21 protein-coding genes are annotated in these 16,433 nt (G+C 75.0%); 20 read left to right on the top strand and 1 reads right to left on the bottom strand.

What is annotated here, in order from left to right; translation table 11 throughout:
- Nucleotides 1–54: 54 nt before the first annotated feature.
- From O7619_RS24450 to O7619_RS24410, 9 genes are all read left to right on the top strand, one after another.
- Nucleotides 55–720 (top strand): hypothetical protein, encoded by a 666-nt coding sequence (locus O7619_RS24450; protein ID WP_282283639.1) that lies wholly within the window; start codon nucleotides 55–57, stop codon nucleotides 718–720.
- 2 nt (nucleotides 721–722) lie between these two features.
- Nucleotides 723–1,031 (top strand): DUF167 domain-containing protein, encoded by a 309-nt coding sequence (locus tag O7619_RS24445; protein WP_282283638.1) that lies wholly within the window; start codon nucleotides 723–725, stop codon nucleotides 1,029–1,031.
- 22 nt (nucleotides 1,032–1,053) lie between these two features.
- Nucleotides 1,054–2,559 (top strand): potassium/proton antiporter, encoded by a 1,506-nt coding sequence (locus O7619_RS24440; RefSeq protein ID WP_282283637.1) that lies wholly within the window; start codon nucleotides 1,054–1,056, stop codon nucleotides 2,557–2,559.
- Nucleotides 2,560–2,777: 218 nt separating this feature from the next.
- Nucleotides 2,778–3,197: a TraR/DksA family transcriptional regulator gene (locus tag O7619_RS24435; RefSeq protein WP_281587465.1), complete on the top strand. Its 420-nt coding sequence runs from the start codon at nucleotides 2,778–2,780 to the stop codon at nucleotides 3,195–3,197.
- 67 nt (nucleotides 3,198–3,264) lie between these two features.
- Nucleotides 3,265–3,864, top strand: a complete 600-nt coding sequence (gene lspA, locus O7619_RS24430; RefSeq protein ID WP_282288931.1) for a signal peptidase II — start codon at nucleotides 3,265–3,267, stop codon at nucleotides 3,862–3,864.
- Nucleotides 3,861–4,805 carry an RluA family pseudouridine synthase gene (locus tag O7619_RS24425; RefSeq protein WP_281587467.1) on the top strand — a complete coding sequence of 315 codons (945 nt, stop codon included), beginning with the start codon at nucleotides 3,861–3,863 and terminating at the stop codon, nucleotides 4,803–4,805. Before lspA ends, O7619_RS24425 begins: the two co-directional genes overlap by 4 nt.
- Before the next feature lie 2 nt (nucleotides 4,806–4,807).
- Nucleotides 4,808–5,662: a hypothetical protein gene (locus O7619_RS24420; RefSeq protein ID WP_282283636.1), complete on the top strand. Its 855-nt coding sequence runs from the start codon at nucleotides 4,808–4,810 to the stop codon at nucleotides 5,660–5,662.
- A gap of 142 nt (nucleotides 5,663–5,804) precedes the next feature.
- The gene (locus tag O7619_RS24415; RefSeq protein WP_282283635.1) at nucleotides 5,805–7,286 is read left to right on the top strand and encodes an ATPase; all 1,482 of its coding nucleotides are present in this window, start codon (nucleotides 5,805–5,807) and stop codon (nucleotides 7,284–7,286) included.
- Nucleotides 7,287–7,334: 48 nt separating this feature from the next.
- On the top strand, nucleotides 7,335–8,207 hold the full coding sequence (locus O7619_RS24410) for a DUF2567 domain-containing protein (RefSeq protein ID WP_282283634.1): 873 nt from the start codon (nucleotides 7,335–7,337) through the stop codon (nucleotides 8,205–8,207).
- Here O7619_RS24410 and O7619_RS24405 read toward each other — a convergent pair.
- Nucleotides 8,173–8,877 (bottom strand): LON peptidase substrate-binding domain-containing protein, encoded by a 705-nt coding sequence (locus O7619_RS24405; protein WP_282283633.1) that lies wholly within the window; start codon nucleotides 8,875–8,877, stop codon nucleotides 8,173–8,175. The two genes, O7619_RS24410 and O7619_RS24405, sit on opposite strands and share 35 nt — an antisense overlap.
- Before the next feature lie 107 nt (nucleotides 8,878–8,984).
- On the opposite strand from O7619_RS24405, the gene hisD reads away from it, so the two are divergent.
- The 11 genes from hisD to O7619_RS24350 all read left to right on the top strand — a co-directional run bounded on the left by hisD (nucleotide 8,985) and on the right by O7619_RS24350 (nucleotide 16,414).
- Complete coding sequence (gene hisD, locus O7619_RS24400) at nucleotides 8,985–10,307, top strand: histidinol dehydrogenase (RefSeq protein WP_282283632.1); 1,323 nt, start codon at nucleotides 8,985–8,987, stop codon at nucleotides 10,305–10,307.
- Nucleotides 10,304–11,377, top strand: coding sequence for a histidinol-phosphate transaminase (locus tag O7619_RS24395; protein ID WP_282283631.1), 1,074 nt, complete (start codon nucleotides 10,304–10,306; stop codon nucleotides 11,375–11,377). The genes hisD and O7619_RS24395 overlap by 4 nt, the downstream gene beginning before the upstream one ends.
- The gene (gene hisB, locus O7619_RS24390) at nucleotides 11,374–11,985 is read left to right on the top strand and encodes an imidazoleglycerol-phosphate dehydratase HisB (protein WP_281587474.1); all 612 of its coding nucleotides are present in this window, start codon (nucleotides 11,374–11,376) and stop codon (nucleotides 11,983–11,985) included. Before O7619_RS24395 ends, hisB begins: the two co-directional genes overlap by 4 nt.
- A 2-nt stretch (nucleotides 11,986–11,987) precedes the next feature.
- Nucleotides 11,988–12,155 (top strand): hypothetical protein, encoded by a 168-nt coding sequence (locus O7619_RS24385; protein ID WP_282283630.1) that lies wholly within the window; start codon nucleotides 11,988–11,990, stop codon nucleotides 12,153–12,155.
- Nucleotides 12,155–12,781 carry an imidazole glycerol phosphate synthase subunit HisH gene (gene hisH, locus O7619_RS24380; protein WP_282283629.1) on the top strand — a complete coding sequence of 209 codons (627 nt, stop codon included), beginning with the start codon at nucleotides 12,155–12,157 and terminating at the stop codon, nucleotides 12,779–12,781. The genes O7619_RS24385 and hisH overlap by 1 nt, the downstream gene beginning before the upstream one ends.
- Nucleotides 12,774–13,094, top strand: a complete 321-nt coding sequence (locus O7619_RS24375) for a hypothetical protein (RefSeq protein WP_282283628.1) — start codon at nucleotides 12,774–12,776, stop codon at nucleotides 13,092–13,094. The genes hisH and O7619_RS24375 overlap by 8 nt, the downstream gene beginning before the upstream one ends.
- Nucleotides 13,095–13,113: 19 nt before the next feature.
- Nucleotides 13,114–13,842 carry a bifunctional 1-(5-phosphoribosyl)-5-((5-phosphoribosylamino)methylideneamino)imidazole-4-carboxamide isomerase/phosphoribosylanthranilate isomerase PriA gene (priA, locus tag O7619_RS24370; RefSeq protein ID WP_282283627.1) on the top strand — a complete coding sequence of 243 codons (729 nt, stop codon included), beginning with the start codon at nucleotides 13,114–13,116 and terminating at the stop codon, nucleotides 13,840–13,842.
- On the top strand, nucleotides 13,839–14,381 hold the full coding sequence (locus O7619_RS24365; protein WP_282283626.1) for a RidA family protein: 543 nt from the start codon (nucleotides 13,839–13,841) through the stop codon (nucleotides 14,379–14,381). The genes priA and O7619_RS24365 overlap by 4 nt, the downstream gene beginning before the upstream one ends.
- 160 nt (nucleotides 14,382–14,541) lie before the next feature.
- Nucleotides 14,542–14,988, top strand: coding sequence for a MarR family transcriptional regulator (locus O7619_RS24360; protein ID WP_282283625.1), 447 nt, complete (start codon nucleotides 14,542–14,544; stop codon nucleotides 14,986–14,988).
- Between the two features lie 2 nt (nucleotides 14,989–14,990).
- Nucleotides 14,991–15,416 carry an organic hydroperoxide resistance protein gene (locus tag O7619_RS24355; protein ID WP_282283624.1) on the top strand — a complete coding sequence of 142 codons (426 nt, stop codon included), beginning with the start codon at nucleotides 14,991–14,993 and terminating at the stop codon, nucleotides 15,414–15,416.
- Nucleotides 15,413–16,414 (top strand): NADP-dependent oxidoreductase, encoded by a 1,002-nt coding sequence (locus tag O7619_RS24350; RefSeq protein WP_282283623.1) that lies wholly within the window; start codon nucleotides 15,413–15,415, stop codon nucleotides 16,412–16,414. Before O7619_RS24355 ends, O7619_RS24350 begins: the two co-directional genes overlap by 4 nt.
- Nucleotides 16,415–16,433 lie beyond the last annotated feature (19 nt).

Here is a 16,433-nt window from a genome sequence, read left to right as displayed (position 1 = left end):
CCCGCGGCGGCCACCGACCGCACCAGACCGACACGACGCGGCCGGGGGTGAGCCGTGATAGCCGCCAGCATCCTGCTCATCCTCGTTGCGGTCGTGCTCCTGGTGGTCGGGCTGGCCGGTGGGTCCAGCTCGCTGCTGATCGTCTCCATCGCGGCCAGCCTGCTGTCCGCCGTCGCCTTCGTCGCGTTCGCCCGCCAGGCGGCCGCGACCCGGGCCACGGCGGCCCGGGAGGCCCGGCCGCGCTCCCGGACCGCACCCACCGGCCCGTCCCCGGACGAGCCGGTGAGCCCGGTCCCGCACCACACGTCCACGGTCGGCGCCGGTGGACCCGGATGGCGGCAACCGCCCGGATCCCCGGCCGCCGAGCCGTACGACGCGGCGGCCACCGCGTACTCCCCGGTGGCCGAGCCGTACGACGCGGACGCGCCGGCGGGTGCCGCGTACCCACCGGTGGCCGAGCCGGCAGCCGGCGGTGGTCCGTTCGACGGTGATCCCCCGGCCGAGTTCCTCTCCGCCGGGCAGGTCGCCCGGCTGGCGCGACTGCCCGACGAGGTCCGGGTGGTCGACGGTCATCCCCGCTTCCACCTGACCGACTGCCCGCACCTGGTGGGCCGGCTGGACGAGCCGATGCCGGTCACCGAGGCGATCGGGCTCGGCTTCACCCCGTGCGCCCACTGCGCCGCCGCCAGCACCCTGCTCGCCGACGGCCGGCCGCGCTGACCATGGCGAACGCGGAGGCCCCGCTCACCGTCGCGGTGCGGGTGAAGCCCGGCGCGGCCCGTGCCCGGGTCGGCGGCCGGTTCGACGGGCCGCACGGCCCCGCCCTGGTCGTCGCCGTGCACGCGCCGGCGGTGGACGGCCGGGCCACCGAGGCCGCCCGGCGGGCGTTGGCCGACGCGCTCGGCGTCCGGCCGGCGGCGGTGTCGCTGCGCTCCGGCGTGGCCAGCCGGGACAAGCTCTTCCTGGTCGAGCGCCCGACCGACGGGTTGCCCGAGGTGCTGCGTCGGCTCCGCGACGGCAGCGCCGGGTGAGGAAGCGTCGGGTCGGTCCGCGATGACCCCGGGGCTGAACCTCGCGCTGCTGGTGGGCGCCGCCGTGCTGCTGGTCGCGGTGGGCGCGGTGCGCTTCTCCACCCGGCTCGGCGTGCCCAGCCTGCTGGTCTACCTGGCGCTCGGCGTGCTGATCGGCGAGGCGGGCCTGGGCATCCGCTTCGATGACGTCGAGCTGACCCGGATGCTCGGTTTCTGCGCGCTCATCGTGATCATCGCCGAGGGCGGCCTGACTGCCCGGTGGAGCCTGCTGCGTCCGGTGCTCGGCCTGGCCGCCGTGCTCTCCACGGTCGGTGTGGTGGTGAGCATCGTGGCCGTCGGCGTGGTGGTGCACCTGCTGCTCGGTCTGGACTGGCGGCTGTCCCTGCTCTACGGCGCGGTGCTCTCCTCGACCGACGCCGCGGCGGTCTTCGCCACCCTGCGTCGGCTGCGCCTGCCGCCCCGGCTGGTGGCCACGCTGGAGGCCGAGTCCGGGATGAACGACGCCCCGGTGGTCCTGCTGGTGCTGCTGCTGTCCCGGGCCGGGGTGGAGGCCGCCCACCCCTGGTGGTACGAAGCGCTGCTGCTCGGCTACGAGCTGAGCGTGGGCGCGGCGGTCGGGGTGGCCGCGGGCCTGGCCGGGCGGTACGCGCTGCGGCGCGCCGCGCTGCCGTCGGCGGGTCTCTACCCGATCGCGGTGGTCGGCTTCACCGTCCTGGCGTACGCGGCCGGTTCGGCGCTGCACGCCTCGGGTTTTCTCGCCGTCTACGTGGCCGGGGTGCTGCTCGGCAACTCCCGCCTGCCGCACCGGCAGGCGATTCTCGGGTTCGCCGACGGGCTGGCATGGCTGGCCCAGATCGGCCTGTTCGTGCTGCTCGGCCTGCTCGTCACGCCGGGCCGGCTGGGCGCCGCGGTGGTGCCGGCGGTGATCACCGGGCTGGCCCTGCTGCTGTTCGCCCGGCCGCTGTCGGTGGCGGTGTCCGCGCTGCCGTTCCGGGTGCCCGTGCGCAAGCAGCTCTTCCTCTCCTGGGCCGGGCTGCGCGGCGCGGTGCCGATCGTGCTGGCCACGATCCCGCTGTCGGTGCGGATGCCGGGCGCGGACCGGCTCTTCGACGCGGTCTTCGTCCTGGTGGTGATCTTCACGTTGCTCCAGGCCGGCACGCTGGCCCCGGCCGCCCGCCGGTTGGGGGTGACCGCGCCGGCGGAGGCGACGGAGATCCTGGTGGAGACCGCGCCGTTGGAGCGGATGCGGGCCGACCTGCTCCAGTTGGAGGTGCCGTCCGCCTCCCGGCTGGCCGGGGTGCACGTGGACGAGTTGCGGCTGCCGGTCGGCGCCGCGGTCACGCTCGTGTTGCGGGACGGGGCCGGGTTCGTGCCCGATGCGGGCACCCGGCTCAAGGTGGGCGACAGCCTGCTCATCGTCGCCACCGCCGGGGTGCGGGACGAGGCGGAACGGCGGTTGCGGGCGGTCAGTCGCCGGGGTCGCCTGGCCCGGTGGTTTGGGGAGGACGGCGGGGACCGGACCGGGTGATCTGCTAGCGTTCCTTTTGCCCTGGTTGTGGCGGTCCGGGGCGGAAACGCGGTGTGACGGTGCGCCACGTTGTCGCACGCGGCGTACGTTCCGTATTCTTGCCAACCTCTGGAGTGCGCGGCTGGCCGCCGCGTGCCCGTTCCGTTCGCGGGGGACACGCCGGTGCCCCCTGCCCACGTACCGCTGACCGCCGCGCCACGCGGCTGAGGGAGCTGACGATGGCGAAGCCAGCCGACACCAGGACCGCCGGCCAGAAGCCGGTGGCGAAGGCCACCCGCAGCGCGGCCGAGACCGAGAAGATCCGGGCCGCGCTGGCGGCCCGACGGGACGAGCTGAACGCCGAGTACGATCAGACGCTGAGCGAGATCACCGAGCTGCAGCGCGACCGGCTGACCGACTCGGCCGGGGACGACCAGGCCGACACCGGGACCAAGACGTTCGAGCGCGAGCAGGAGATCTCTCTCGCCAACAGCATCAAGGAGCGGATCACGCAGGTCGAGCGCGCGCTGGAGCGCCTCGACGAGGGTGGCTACGGCTGGTGCGAGCGGTGCGGCAACCCGATCCCGGTGGAGCGGCTCGCCGCGTTCCCGTCGGCCACCCTCTGCGTGAGCTGCAAGCAGCTGGCGGAGCGGCGCTGACGTCCGCTCCCCGGTGGCCGAACGACAGACGGTGACCGCCACCGTCGCGAGCGTCGATGGGGAGCAGATGACCGCAGCACCGCCCGCCGGGTCCGGCACCACCGAGCCGGACGCCGGCACACCCCGGCGCAGGGCGGTCGGCCTGCTGCTCGGCGTCTCCCTGCTCTCGCTCCTCGCGGACCTGGGCACGAAACAGCTCGCGCTCGGCGAGCTGACCGGCCGGGAGCCGGTGTCGCTGCTCGGCGGCACCGTCTATCTCACGCTCACCCGCAACAGCGGCGCCGCCTGGAGCATCGGTTCCGATCACACCTGGGTCTTCCCGCTGATCACCTTCGCGGTGATCGGATGGATCGGGTGGATGGCGCTGCGGCTGCGCTCACTGCCGTGGGCGGTGTCGCTGGGCCTGGTGCTGGGCGGCGCGCTCGGCAACCTGACCGACCGGATCTTCCGCGCGCCGGGGCACTTCGTCGGACACGTGGTCGACATGATCAGCCTGTTCGACCCGTACGGTCAGGTCTGGCCGGTGTTCAACCTGGCCGACAGCTCACTTGTCTGCGGCGTGGTGCTGGCGGTCTTCCTGGAGCTGACCGGCCGGCAACGCGACGGCTCCCGGGCCCGCACCGAGACCGCCGACGACGCCCCGGCCGAGCAGCGGGAGCGCGCGTGACCGCCGCGTACGCCACCGGCGGCGACCACCGGTCCCTGCCCGTGCCGGACGGCCTCGACGGCATGCGGCTGGACCAGGCCGTGTCCCGGCTGTTCGGGTTGTCCCGCACCGCCGCGGCGGCGCTCGTGGACGCCGGGGACGCGCTCGTCGACGGCACGGCCCGGGCCAACTCGCACAAGGTGCGGGCCGGCGCCTGGCTGGAGGTCACGCTGCCCGCGCCGGTCGCCCCGCCGACCGTGGTGCCGCAGGCCGTCCCCGGGCTGACCGTGGTCTACGCCGACGACGACATCGTGGTGGTCGACAAGCCGGTCGGGGTGGCCGCGCACCCGAGCCCCGGGTGGACCGGCCCGACCGTGATCGGCGGGCTGGCCGGCATCGGTCACCGGATCTCCACGAGCGGCGCGGCCGAACGGCAGGGCGTGGTGCACCGGCTCGACGTGGGCACCACCGGGGTGATGGCGGTGGCCAAGAGCGAGCTGGCCTACACCGCGTTGAAGCGGGCCTTCAAGGAACGCGAGGTGGAGAAGCGCTACCACGCCGTGGTGCAGGGCCACCCGGACCCGCTGCGCGGCACCATCGACGCGCCGATCGACAGGCACCCGCACCACGACTACCGGTGGGCGGTGGTCTCCGGCGGCAAGCCGAGCATCACCCACTACGACACGCTTGAGGCGTTCCCGTCGGCCAGCCTGCTGGACGTGCGGCTGGAGACCGGGCGTACGCACCAGATCCGGGTGCACTTCTCGACGCTGCGGCACCCCTGTGTGGGTGACCTGACCTACGGCGCCGACCCGACCCTGTCGGCCCGGCTCAAGCTGTCCCGGCAGTGGCTGCACGCCCGCTCGCTGAGCTTCCGGCATCCGCGCACCGGCGACGAGGTCACCTTCGTCAGCGAATACCCGGACGACCTGGCCCGGGCGTTGGAGATCCTGCGCGACTGACCATGAGCGACGACACCACGCCGCCGCGCCGGTCGCGGTCCACGGCGCTGACCTGGCTCGCCCTCGGCTGCGCGCTCGTGGTGCTGGTGGTCGCCGTCGCCCAGCGGCGGGACCGGCCGGTGGGGGACCGGACGGTCGGCGAGGTGACCCGGGTCGGGGTGGCCGACGGCGCGTCCGTCCCGGCGTACCTGCGCGCCGCCGGGGCGGAGTTGGCCGGGCTCGACGCGCCCGACGGCTACGCCCTGGTCTCGTTCGCGGCCTACCTGACGCCGGCGCGGGCGGCCGAGACGCTTGCCGGCACGCCGGTCTCGGCGGTCCTGGCGCGGGTACCGCTGCCCGGGCGGCAGACCGAGATCGTCCGGCTCGCCGTGCTGCGCCTGCCCGACGACGCGGTCGCCGCGATGGCCGAGGTGGCCGCGCGCAAGGACCGGGAGGCCGCGGAGTACCGCGCCCGCGCCGCCGCCGGTTCGGCCACCGCCGATCCCGGGCGTCGTCGGGTGTACGACACCGGCGCCGCGGTCGCGGCCGGGGAGGCGGCCGGCTACCGGGCCGGGTGCGCCTGCGTCTACGCCGCCGTGGTCCGGGGCGGCCCGGCCGCGCTGCGTGCGCTCGCCGACCGTCCCGGGGTGCGGGTGGTGGACCCGGCGCCGGAGGTGACCCGGCTGGATCGCACGGTGTTCACCCCGCCGCTGCCCGAGCAGCGCGACGTGGCCCGCCCGCCGGCCGACACCGGTCCCGCGCCGGTCGGTGGAATGGGCGATTCGTCGGAAGCCGCACCGACAGTGAGCGCACCTTCACCGTCCGGCCGTCCACCCGTCGCCGGGTCCGGCCCGCCCAATCCCGCTCCCACCTCCTGAGACATCCGGGTACGCCACCACCGGTCGGAGGCCACGGTGACCAGACCCACCGGGCGATGTGCGGCGCGGGGAGTGGTCCGAATAGGGTTTCGTTCGTAGCCTGTCAGGCGGAGATCGATGGGCTGGGGGAGAGGGCGAATCCTTGGACGGCAGCGAGACCGGCTGGGGTCGGCAGGGCGAGCCGGCACCGCGGTGGCGGGCGCTGCTCGACCGGGCCCGGCTCGGCGGTCGCGGCGCGGAGCACACCGATGCCGACCGCCGCGCCGAGGAGCACCAGGCGCCGCCCCCCGATCCGCTGCCGCGCCGGGGCGCGGGCACCGGCTGGACCGGCCGCGCCGCCGCCGTCGGCCGCGCCGCCGACGGCTCGTACGGCGCCGAACCCGGCTACCGGGCCGAGGCCACGTTCCGGGTCGATCCGGCCTTCCGCGCCGATCCCCGCTACGACGGCGAGCCCGCCTACCGGGCCGAGCCCGCGTACCGCACCGACCCGGAGCCGCCGGCCGAGGCGTCCTGGCGCGCCGATCCGTCCTACGCCCCCGAGTCGCCGGTCGAGCCGTCCTGGCGGGCCGAGCCGGAGCCGCACGGGCGGGCCGAGGTCCCGGTCGAGTCGCGATACTCCCTTCTCGACGGTGGCTACCGACCCGCGCCGCCGCCACCGGAGTCCCGCTACGCCCTGCTGGACCGGGGACGCTACCGACCGGTGCTCCCGCCGGCGCCGGAACAGCCGGTGGCGCCCGCCCCGCGCCGCCCGGTGGAGGGCCGGTCGGGTCGGATCGAGCCGACGCAGGTGCAGTGGCGTGCCCCGGAGCAGGATCCGGAGCTGGAACGGGCGACCGGCGTGCTCCGTCGCGAGCTGGGCACCCCTCGGGTGCTCGCCTTCGCCAACCCCAAGGGCGGGGTGCACAAGACCACCGCCACGGTGCTCGCCGCGGCCACCGTGGGCAGCGTGCGCGGTCGCGGCGTGCTCGCCTGGGACGACAACGAGTTGCGGGGCACGCTCGGCCTGCGCGCCGGCAGCGCCCGGCACGCCCGCACCATCCGGCACCTCGTCCAGGACCTCGCGCACATCGAGATCCTGGAGGGCAACGCCCTGCTGTCGCACCTCGACGACTACCTGCGGCACGCCTCCGACGGATCGTACGACGTGCTGGCCGGCGAGGAGAGCCCGCGCTTCGCCCAGCGGCTCGACCAGTTCACCGTCAAGCGGGTGCTGGAGCTGCTGCGCCGCACCCACGAGGTGGTCTGCGTGGACACCGGCAACAACGTGGAGAGCCCGAACTGGCGCACCGTCATGCAGGCCGCCGACCAGCTCGTGGTGACCACCGTGCCGCGCGAGGACGCCGCCTTCAGCGCGGACTGGATGCTCGACCTGCTGCACGAGGTGGGCATGGGCGAGCTGGCCGACAACGCGGTCACGCTGATCTCCTGCCCGACCCCGGGGCGCACCTCCCTCCAGGACGACCTGGAGCGGCACTTCGCCACCCGCACCCGGGCGGTCGCCGTGGTGCCCTACGATCCGGCGCTGGAGACCGGCTCCTCGATCGAATACCACCAGCTCCAGGCGGAGACCCGCAACGCCTGGCTCAAGGCCGCCTCGGTGATGCTGGAGCCGTTCGCGCGCTGACCGCCGACCATCGCACCACGCCGCCCTCGGGCCTGAGAGGATCACCGGGTGAGTCCGGACATCCCTGATCCCGAGCGGACCGCCGACCGTCCCGGCGCCGCGGACCATCCGACCGCCGCGGACCCGCTCGCCGGGCATCCCGGCGCGGAGCGGGAGACACCCGGCGCGGAGCGGGAGACGCCCGGCGCGGCGCCCGCCACCCGGCGCGGTGGCGGCCGGGCGGTGGCGACCGCGCTCGGCGTGACGGCGCTGCTCAGCGCGCTCGGCGCGCCGCTGGGGTTGCTCTGGGCGTGGCTGGCACCGGGCACGCCGGTGCGGCAGACGCCGGGCGGCGCGGTCTACGCCGTCCCGCAGCCGGAACAGCCGATCGCGGCCGACGGCTGGTTCAGCCTCCTCGCGCTCGGTTTCGGGGTGCTCGCCGCCATCGCCCTGTGGACGCTGCTGCGGTGGCGGCGTGGCCCGCTGATCCTGCTCGCGGTGACGCTCGGCGGCTTCGGCGCGGCGGTGGTGGCCTGGCAGGTCGGCCGCCGGATCGGGTTGGCCACCTTCGAGCGGCTGCTGGAGACCGCGCCGCCGGGGACCGACTTCACCAGGCCGGTCGACCTGCGCGCCGGCGGGGTCGACTGGTACGGCCCGCTGCCGGCGCCGCACGGCAACCTGCTGCTCGCGGCGTTCGGCGCGGCCGTCACGTACACGCTGCTGGCCGGCTGGTCGCGGTGGCCGTCGTTGCGCCCGGAGCCGGAGCCCGACGACTGGCCGCCGCCCGGTGCCGGTGGCGACGGGCCGCCCGCGCCCGGCTTCAGCGGCAACTGGCCGCCCCTGCCGGGGCGCCAGGGCGACGGGCCGCCCCCGCCCGGCTTCCCCGGCGACGGGCCGCCGCCCGGGGTCAGTTCGGGGCCGGAGGGCCCGCCAGCTCGCTGAGCGGCACCGGCACCGCCCGGACCTGGCGCAGCAGCGCCGACTCCCGGTTGAGCAGGCGCAGCTCGGCGCTGAGCCGGCCAGGGGTGTCGTCGATGGCGAGCAGTCGCTGCCGGTCGGCCACGGTCAGCGCGGCGGTCGCCGCGACCAGGTGCGACAGCACGGTCGGATCCTCCGGGAGCTGCTCGGAGATCTCCTCCTGGTCCGGCCGGATCAGGCTGAGATATTGCCGGAACACCGAGATCACCCGGGCCGCCAGCGCATCGGCCACCTCGTCCGGGCCCGCCGGCTCGGGCAGCCACTCCACCTCGGCGGTGAGATAGGGCTCGGCGGCGTCGTCGATCTCGGCGATGCGGAACCGCCGCCGGCCCACCGTGACGATGTCGAACCCGCCCTCGGCCAGCTCGGTGACCTGCCGCAGCTCGGCGGTGCAGCCGACCTCGTGCAACGTGACGTCGCCGCCGGCCGACCCGGGCCGGCCCGGCGGACCGGCCGGGGCGACCTCCCAGCCGGCCTGGATCGCCACCACCCCGAACTCGCGTGGCGCGCCCTCGGGCAGGCCCACCAGGTGGCGCACCAGCGCCTGGTAGCGCTCCTCGAAGATGTGCAGCGGAAGGACCAGCCCGGGAAAGAGGACGGTCCCGAGAGGGAACACCGGCAGCCGTGCGCTCACGTGATCGAGCGTATCCCCAACGCGCTCGGCCGGCGTGTCCCGGCTCACCGTCCCGGCGTACGGGCGGCTCCGGCCGGTCCGATCGGCGGCGGCCTAGACTCGCAGGCGTGCTGACTCGGATCGACCTGCGCGGCGGGACACCCGACCCGCGCCGCCTGCTGCCCCGTGCCCAGCTCGACGTCTCCGTGGCGGTCGAGCGGATCCGCCCGCTCGTCGAGGCGGTCCGGGAGCATGGCTACCCGGCGATCCGGGAGGCCAGCGAGCGGTTCGACGGTGTCTCGCCGGAGCACCTGCGGGTGCCGGTCGAGGTGATCCGCGCCGCCGAGAGCGAGCTGGACCCGCAGGTCCGCGCCGCGCTGCTGGAGTCGATCACCCGCGCCCGCAGGGTCCACGCCGACCAGCGCCGCACCGACCACACCACCCGGGTGGTGTCCGGCGGCACGGTGACCGAGCGGTGGCTGCCGGTCGACCGGGTCGGCCTCTACGTCCCCGGCGGCCTGGCGATGTATCCGTCGACCGTGGTGATGAACGTGGTCCCGGCCCAGGCGGCCGGGGTCCGGTCGCTCGTGGTGGTGAGCCCGCCGCAGAAGGACAACGACGGCCTCCCGGACCGCCGGGTCCTGGCCGCCTGCGCGCTGCTCGGCGTCGACGAGGTGTACGCCGTCGGCGGCGCCCACGCGGTGGCCATGCTCGCCTACGGCGCGGCCGTCGACCCGGCCGGCGAGCGGCGCTGCGACCCGGTCGACATGATCACCGGCCCGGGCAACATCTGGGTCACCGCCGCCAAGCGGCTGCTGCGCGGCGTGGTCGGCATCGACGCCGAGGCCGGCCCGACCGAGATCGCCGTGCTGGCCGACCACACGGCCGACCCGGCGCACGTGGCCGCCGACCTGATCAGCCAGGCCGAGCACGACCCGCTCGCGGCGAGCGTGCTGGTCACCCCGTCGACGGAGCTGGCCGACGCGGTCGACGCGGAGCTGGCCCGGCAGGTGCCGGCCGCCAAGCACGCCGAGCGGATCGGCACCGCGCTGCGCGGTGAGCAGAGCGGGGTGGTCCTGGTCGACGACCTGGAGGCCGGGCTGCGGGTGGTCGACGCGTACGCGGCCGAGCACCTGGAGATCCAGACCGAAGACGCCCGCGAGTGGGCGCTGCGGGTGCGCAACGCCGGCGCGATCTTCGTGGGCGCCTGGTCGCCGGTGTCGCTCGGCGACTACTGCGCGGGCTCCAACCACGTGCTGCCCACCGGCGGTTGCGCCCGGCACTCCTCCGGGCTGTCCGTGCAGTCCTTCCTGCGCGGCGTGCACCTGGTCGAATACACCGAGGCGGCGTTGCGCGAGGTGGCCCCGCACGTGGTCACCCTGGCCGGTGTCGAGGACCTGCCGGCGCACGGCCAGGCGGTTGGCGTCCGCTTCCCCGGAGGCGTGTCGTGACCACCATCGACGATCTGCCGATCCGCGACGACCTGCGGGGGCGCTCCCCGTACGGCGCGCCGCAGCTCGACGTGCCGGTGCGGCTGAACACCAACGAGAATTCCTACCCGCTGCCCGAGCCGGTGGTCGAGGCGATCGGCAAGGCCGTCGCGGCCGAGCTGCGCGACCTCAACCGCTATCCGGACCGGGACGCCGTGGCGCTCCGCGCCGACCTGGCCGCCTACCTGGGCCACGGGCTCACCGTCGACCACGTGTGGGCGGCCAACGGCTCCAACGAGATCCAGCAGCAACTGCTCCAGGCGTTCGGCGGTCCGGGCCGCACCGCGCTCGGCTTCGCCCCGGCCTACTCCATGCATCCGCTGCTGGCGCTCGGCTCCGGCACCGGTTGGGTCGCCGCCGACCGGGACGCCGACTTCGGGCTGACCGCCGCCGACGCGGTCGCCCAGGTGCGCCGGCACCGGCCGGACGTGGTCTTCCTCTGCTCGCCGAACAACCCGACCGGCACCGCGCTCGACCCGGCCGTGGTCGCCGCCGTGCTCGACGAGACGCCCGGCATGGTGGTGGTGGACGAGGCATACGCGGAGTTCGCCCGCCCCGGCACGGTCAGCGCGCTCGCCGTGCTGCCCGGCCACCCGCGGCTGGTGGTCACCCGCACCATGAGCAAGGCGTTCGGGTTCGCCGGCGGCCGGCTGGGCTACCTGGCCGCGGACCCGGCGGTGGTGGCGGCGGTGCAACTGGTCCGGCTGCCCTACCACCTGTCCGCGCTCACCCAGGCCGCCGCCCGCGCGGCGCTCGGCCGGCGGGACGCCCTGCTCGGCACCGTCACCGCGATCATGGAGCAACGCGACCGGATCGTCGCCGAGCTGCGCGCGCGGGGGCACCGGGTGGCCGACAGCGACGCCAACTTCGTGCTCTTCGCCGTCGGCGGCGACCAGGGCGCCGCCTGGCGTACGCTGCTCGACGCCGGCGTGTTGGTCCGCGACGTCGGCCTGCCCGGCTGGCTGCGGGTGACCGCCGGGACCCCGGCCGAGACCGACGCCTTTCTGTCCGCGATGGAGAAGTTGTCATGAACCGCACCGCCCGGATCGAGCGGGTCACCAACGAGACCAAGGTGCTCGTCGAGATCGACCTCGACGGCACCGGCAAGGCCGACATCGAGACCGGTGTGGGCTTCTACGACCACATGCTCAACCAGATCGCCCGGCACGGCGGCTTCGACCTGACCGTGCACACGGTCGGCGACCTGGAGATCGACGCGCACCACACGATGGAGGACACCGCGCTCGCGCTGGGCGCCGCGTTCGACCGGGCGCTCGGCGACAAGGCCGGCATCCGGCGGTACGGCTCGGCCACCGTCCCGATGGACGAGGTGCTGGTCCGGGCCGCGGTCGACCTGTCCGGGCGGCCGTACGTCGTACACGACGAGCCGGCGCTGTCGCCGTACATCGGGCCGGTCTATCCGACAAGCATGACCCGGCACATCTGGGAGTCGTTCGGCCAGGCGGCCCGGGTGACGTTGCACGTCGACGTGTTGCGGGCGGCCCGGCCGGGCGGCCACCCGGACGCGCACCACGTGGTCGAGGCCCAGTTCAAGGCCGTCTCCCGCGCGCTGCGCGAGGCCACCGCGATCGACCCGCGCAGCGCGGGCGTGGTGCCCAGCACGAAGGGCGCGTTGTAGTCGTGAAGGTGTTGCCGACGCTGCTGCTGATCCTGGCCGGGGTGCTTGTCGGCGGGACATGGTCGCTGCACAAGCAGGGCGCGGCCCGCGCGGCGGTGGTGGTCACCGGCCTGCTGGCGGTGCTGGCCACCGTCGGCGGGGTGCTCTGGCTGCTGCCGGGGGAGGCGTGATGGGCCGGCGGGTGGTGGTGCTCGACTACGGCTCGGGCAACCTGCGCTCGGCCGAACGCGCGCTGGAGCGGGCCGGCGCCGACGTGACGGTCACCGCCGACCTGGCCGCCGCCGCGACCGCCGACGGCCTGGTGGTCCCGGGCGTCGGCGCGTACGCCGCGTGCATGGCCGGCATCGAGGCGCTCGGCGCCGGCCCGGTCATCGCCGAGCGGGTCGCCGCCGGCCGTCCGGTGCTGGGCATCTGCGTCGGGATGCAGGTGCTGTTCGAGCACGGCGACGAGCACGGCGTGGTGACCAAGGGCCTCGGGCTGCTGCCGGGCGGGGTGACGAAGCTGCCCGCCCCGCGCCTGCCGCACATGGGCTGGAACACCGTGCACGCGCCGGCGGGTTCGGTGCTCTTCGCCGGCCTGCCGGCGGACGCCCGGTTCTACTTCGTCCACTCCTACGGGGTGACCGACACCGCCGGGCTGGCCGCCGCCGGCGCGACGGTCACCACCGCCGAGCACGGCGCCGACTTCGTCGCCGGGGTGGAGCGGGGCGCCCTGTCGGCGGCCCAGTTCCACCCGGAGAAGTCGGCCGACACCGGCGCCGCGTTGCTGCGTAACTGGTTGGGCGCACTTGAGTAAGGAGCGGGCCCGCCGCCGGGCGGCCCGCGAGGCCGACCAGCAGCGGGCGCGCGCCGCCCGGGCCCGCCGGGTGGCGCGCCGGGAGCGACGCCGGTCGGTGGTACGCCGGCTGACGCCGCGGCTGCGCCGGGGGCGCACCGGTCGGCTGCGCCGGCACAGCCGGGGTGAGCGGGCGGCCGTCGTGCTGCTCACCGGCTTCGCGGTGGCCGGCATCTGGAGTTTCGTCGACGATCTCGCCCTGCGCCTGGCGTTGGTCGTGTTGTTGCTGTTGGTCCTGCCGGCGATCGTGGTGATCGCGCTGGACCGTCGTTGAGCATGCGAGGAGACAACCGTTGAGCCTTGACCTGTTGCCCGCCGTGGACGTCGCCGACGGCCAGGCCGTCCGGCTCGTGCAGGGCGCCGCCGGCAGCGAGACCGCCTACGGCGACCCGCTGGAGGCGGCCCTCGCCTGGCAGTCCGACGGCGCCGAGTGGATCCACCTGGTCGACCTGGACGCCGCGTTCGGCCGGGGCTCCAACGCCGAGCTGCTCGCCGAGGTGGTCGGCAAGCTCGACGTCAAGGTGGAACTGTCCGGGGGGATCCGGGACGACGGGTCGCTGCGGGCGGCGTTGGGCACCGGGGCGGCCCGGGTCAACATCGGCACCGCCGCCCTCGAGGATCCCGAGTGGTGCGACCGGATCTGCGGCGAGTACGGCGACCGGGTGGCGATCGGGCTGGACGTGCGGGGTCGTACCCTCTCCGCGCGTGGCTGGACCCGCGACGGCGGTGACCTCTACGAGGTGCTGGCCCGGCTGGACGCCGCCGGCGCGGCGCGGTACGTGGTGACCGACATCACCAAGGACGGCACGATGCGCGGTCCGAACCTGGACCTGCTGCGCGAGGTGTGCGCCCGCACCGACGCCCCGGTGATCGCCTCCGGCGGGGTGTCCACCCTCGACGACCTGCGGGCGCTGGCCACGCTGGAGCCGGTCGGGGTGGAGGGTGTGATCGCCGGTAAGGCGCTGTACGCCGGCGCGTTCACCGTCGCGGAGGCGCTCGCCACGTTGCGGGCCGGCGCGTGACCGTCGGAATGGGCGGGTCGGTCGGCGATCTCGGCGGCCCGGGCGGGCCGGTCGACGATCTGGACGGGCCGGTCGGCGGCCCGGGCGGTTCGGTCGGGGGCCTGGGCGGGTCGCCGGTCGACGGCGTGGGGGAGTCGCCGCTCGACGACGCGGTGGTGACCCGGCTCGGCTCGGGCGGCCCGTGGGAGGCGCTCTACGGTTACTCCCGGGTGGTCCGGGCCGGCGCGCTGGCGATCACCGCCGGTTGCACCTCCACGGTCGACGGCCGGGTGGCGCACGTGGGGGACGCGGCGGCGCAGACCGCGCAGGCGATCCGGATCGGCCTGGACGCGCTCGCCGAGGTGGGCGCCCGGCCGGCCGACGTGGTGCGGACCCGGATGTACGTGACCGACCGGCTCTACGTCGACGAGGTGGGCCGGGCGCACAACGCGGTGTTCGGGCCGGTCCGTCCGGTGGCGACCATGGTGGTCGTGGCCGGCCTGCTGGACCCGGAGCACCTGGTGGAGATCGAGCTGGAGGCACACCTCCCCCCTCGCTGACCCGGACCGACGTCCGCTCCGCGCTGTTTCACGGAAAGTGGGCCTGTCCGAGCCCGGATGAACCCACTTTCCGAGAAAGAGGGGCCCGCCGGTGTGAGGGCGGGCACGACTGGGGGCTATTAAGTCGTGTGCAACTTGATTGTGCGCTACGGTTCAACCTGTGACCGATGATCTGGTGCTGCGCCGGCAGGTGTGCTTCGCCCTCTACGCGGCGTCGCGCGCCCTGACCGACGTCTACCGGCCCATCCTCGACGAGCACGGCCTGACCTACCCGCAGTATCTGGTGCTGCTGGTGCTCTGGGAGCGCGGCGACGACGCCCCCACGGTCTCCGAGCTCGGCGCGCGGCTCCGGCTCGACTCCGGCACGCTCTCCCCGCTGCTCAAGCGGCTGGAGGCGGCCGGCCTGGTGGTGCGCACCCGCTCGGCGACCGATGAGCGCCGGGTCGAGGTGGGCCTCACCGGCCAGGGCCGGGCCCTGCGGGAGCGGATGGACGAGGTGCCGATGCGGGTGGCCCGGGCCACCGGCCTCACCGAGACCGAGCTGGTCGGCCTCCGCGACACCCTCACCCGGGTCACCGAGACGATCCACCGACAGAAGGAGCAGTGACCATGCAGGTCCTCTACACCGCGTCCGCCAAGGCCACCGGCGACGGCCGCGACGGCCACGTCCGCACCTCCGACGGCACCGTGGAGCTGGATCTCGCCGTACCCAAGGAGATGGGCGGCGCCGGCGGCGCGGCCAACCCCGAGCAGCTCTTCGCCGCCGGCTACGCGGCGTGCTTCCACTCCGCGCTGCGCGTCGTGGCCCGCCAGGCCAAGGCGGACGTCTCCGGTTCGGTCGTCGAGGCCGAGGTGGGCATCGGCCCGAACGGCAGCGGCGGCTACGGCCTGACCGTGACCCTCGTGGTGGACCTGCCCGCGGTCGAGCGTCCGGCCGCCGAGAAGCTCGTCGAGGCGGCCCACCAGGTCTGCCCCTACTCGAACGCGACCCGCGGCAACATCGAGGTCACGCCGACCGTCCGGGAAGCGGCATGAGCGGCGTGAACCGCGAGATCCACCTGGCGTCCCGTCCCGAGGGCTGGCCGACCGCCGACAACTTCCGGCTGGTCACCACCGACGTGCCGACGCCGGGACCGGGTCAGGTCGTGGTCCGCAACCAGTTCATGTCCGTCGACCCGTACATGCGGGGGCGGATGAACGACGCCAAGTCGTACGTGCCGCCGTTCGCGCTCGACGCCCCGCTCGACGGCGCGGCGATCGGTGCGGTGGTGGCCGGCGAGGCCGGCGGCGTCAAGCCCGGCGACGTGGTGCTGCACGGTCTCGGCTGGCGCGAGTACGCGCTCGTCGACGCCAGGTCGGCGCGCAAGGTCGATCCCGGGGTCGCCCCGGTCAGCGCCTACCTGAGCGTGCTCGGCATGACCGGGCTGACCGCGTACGCCGGGCTGCTCGACGTGGCCGCGATGAAGCCGGGGGAGACGGTCTTCGTCTCCGGCGCGGCCGGCGCGGTGGGCAGCATGGTGGGGCAGATCGCGAAGCTGCGCGGCGCCGGCCGGGTGATCGGCAGCGCCGGCTCCCGGGCGAAGGTCGAGCGGCTGGCCGCGCTCGGTTTCGACGCGGCCTTCAACTACCACGACGGGCCGGTGTACGAGCAGCTCAAGGCCGCCGCCCCGGACGGCGTCGACGTGTATTTCGACAACGTCGGCTCGGACCACCTGGAGGCCGCGATCGGGGCGATGAACCTGCACGGCCGGGCCGCGATCTGCGGCATGATCGCCCAGTACAACTCGGCCGAGCCGCCGGCCGCCCCGCGCAACCTGGCGCTGGTGATCGGCAAGCGGCTGACCCTGCGCGGCTTCCTCGTCGGTGACCACGGTCACCTGCGCGACCAGTTCGTCCAGGAGGTGGCCGGCTGGTTGCGCGAGGGCCGGCTGTCCTACGACGAGACCGTGGTCGACGGCATCGAGGCGGCGCCGGAGGCGTTCCTCGGCCTGATGCGCGGCGAGAACCTCGGCAAGATGCTCGTCCGCCTCTGACCGGCCCGCGCGGTGGCGG

Source organism: Micromonospora sp. WMMD998 (genome assembly GCF_029581235.1).
Classification (GTDB): domain Bacteria; phylum Actinomycetota; class Actinomycetes; order Mycobacteriales; family Micromonosporaceae; genus Micromonospora.
Note: the sequence above shows the minus strand (reverse complement) of the source record. Positions and strands in the feature narration are given on the sequence as shown.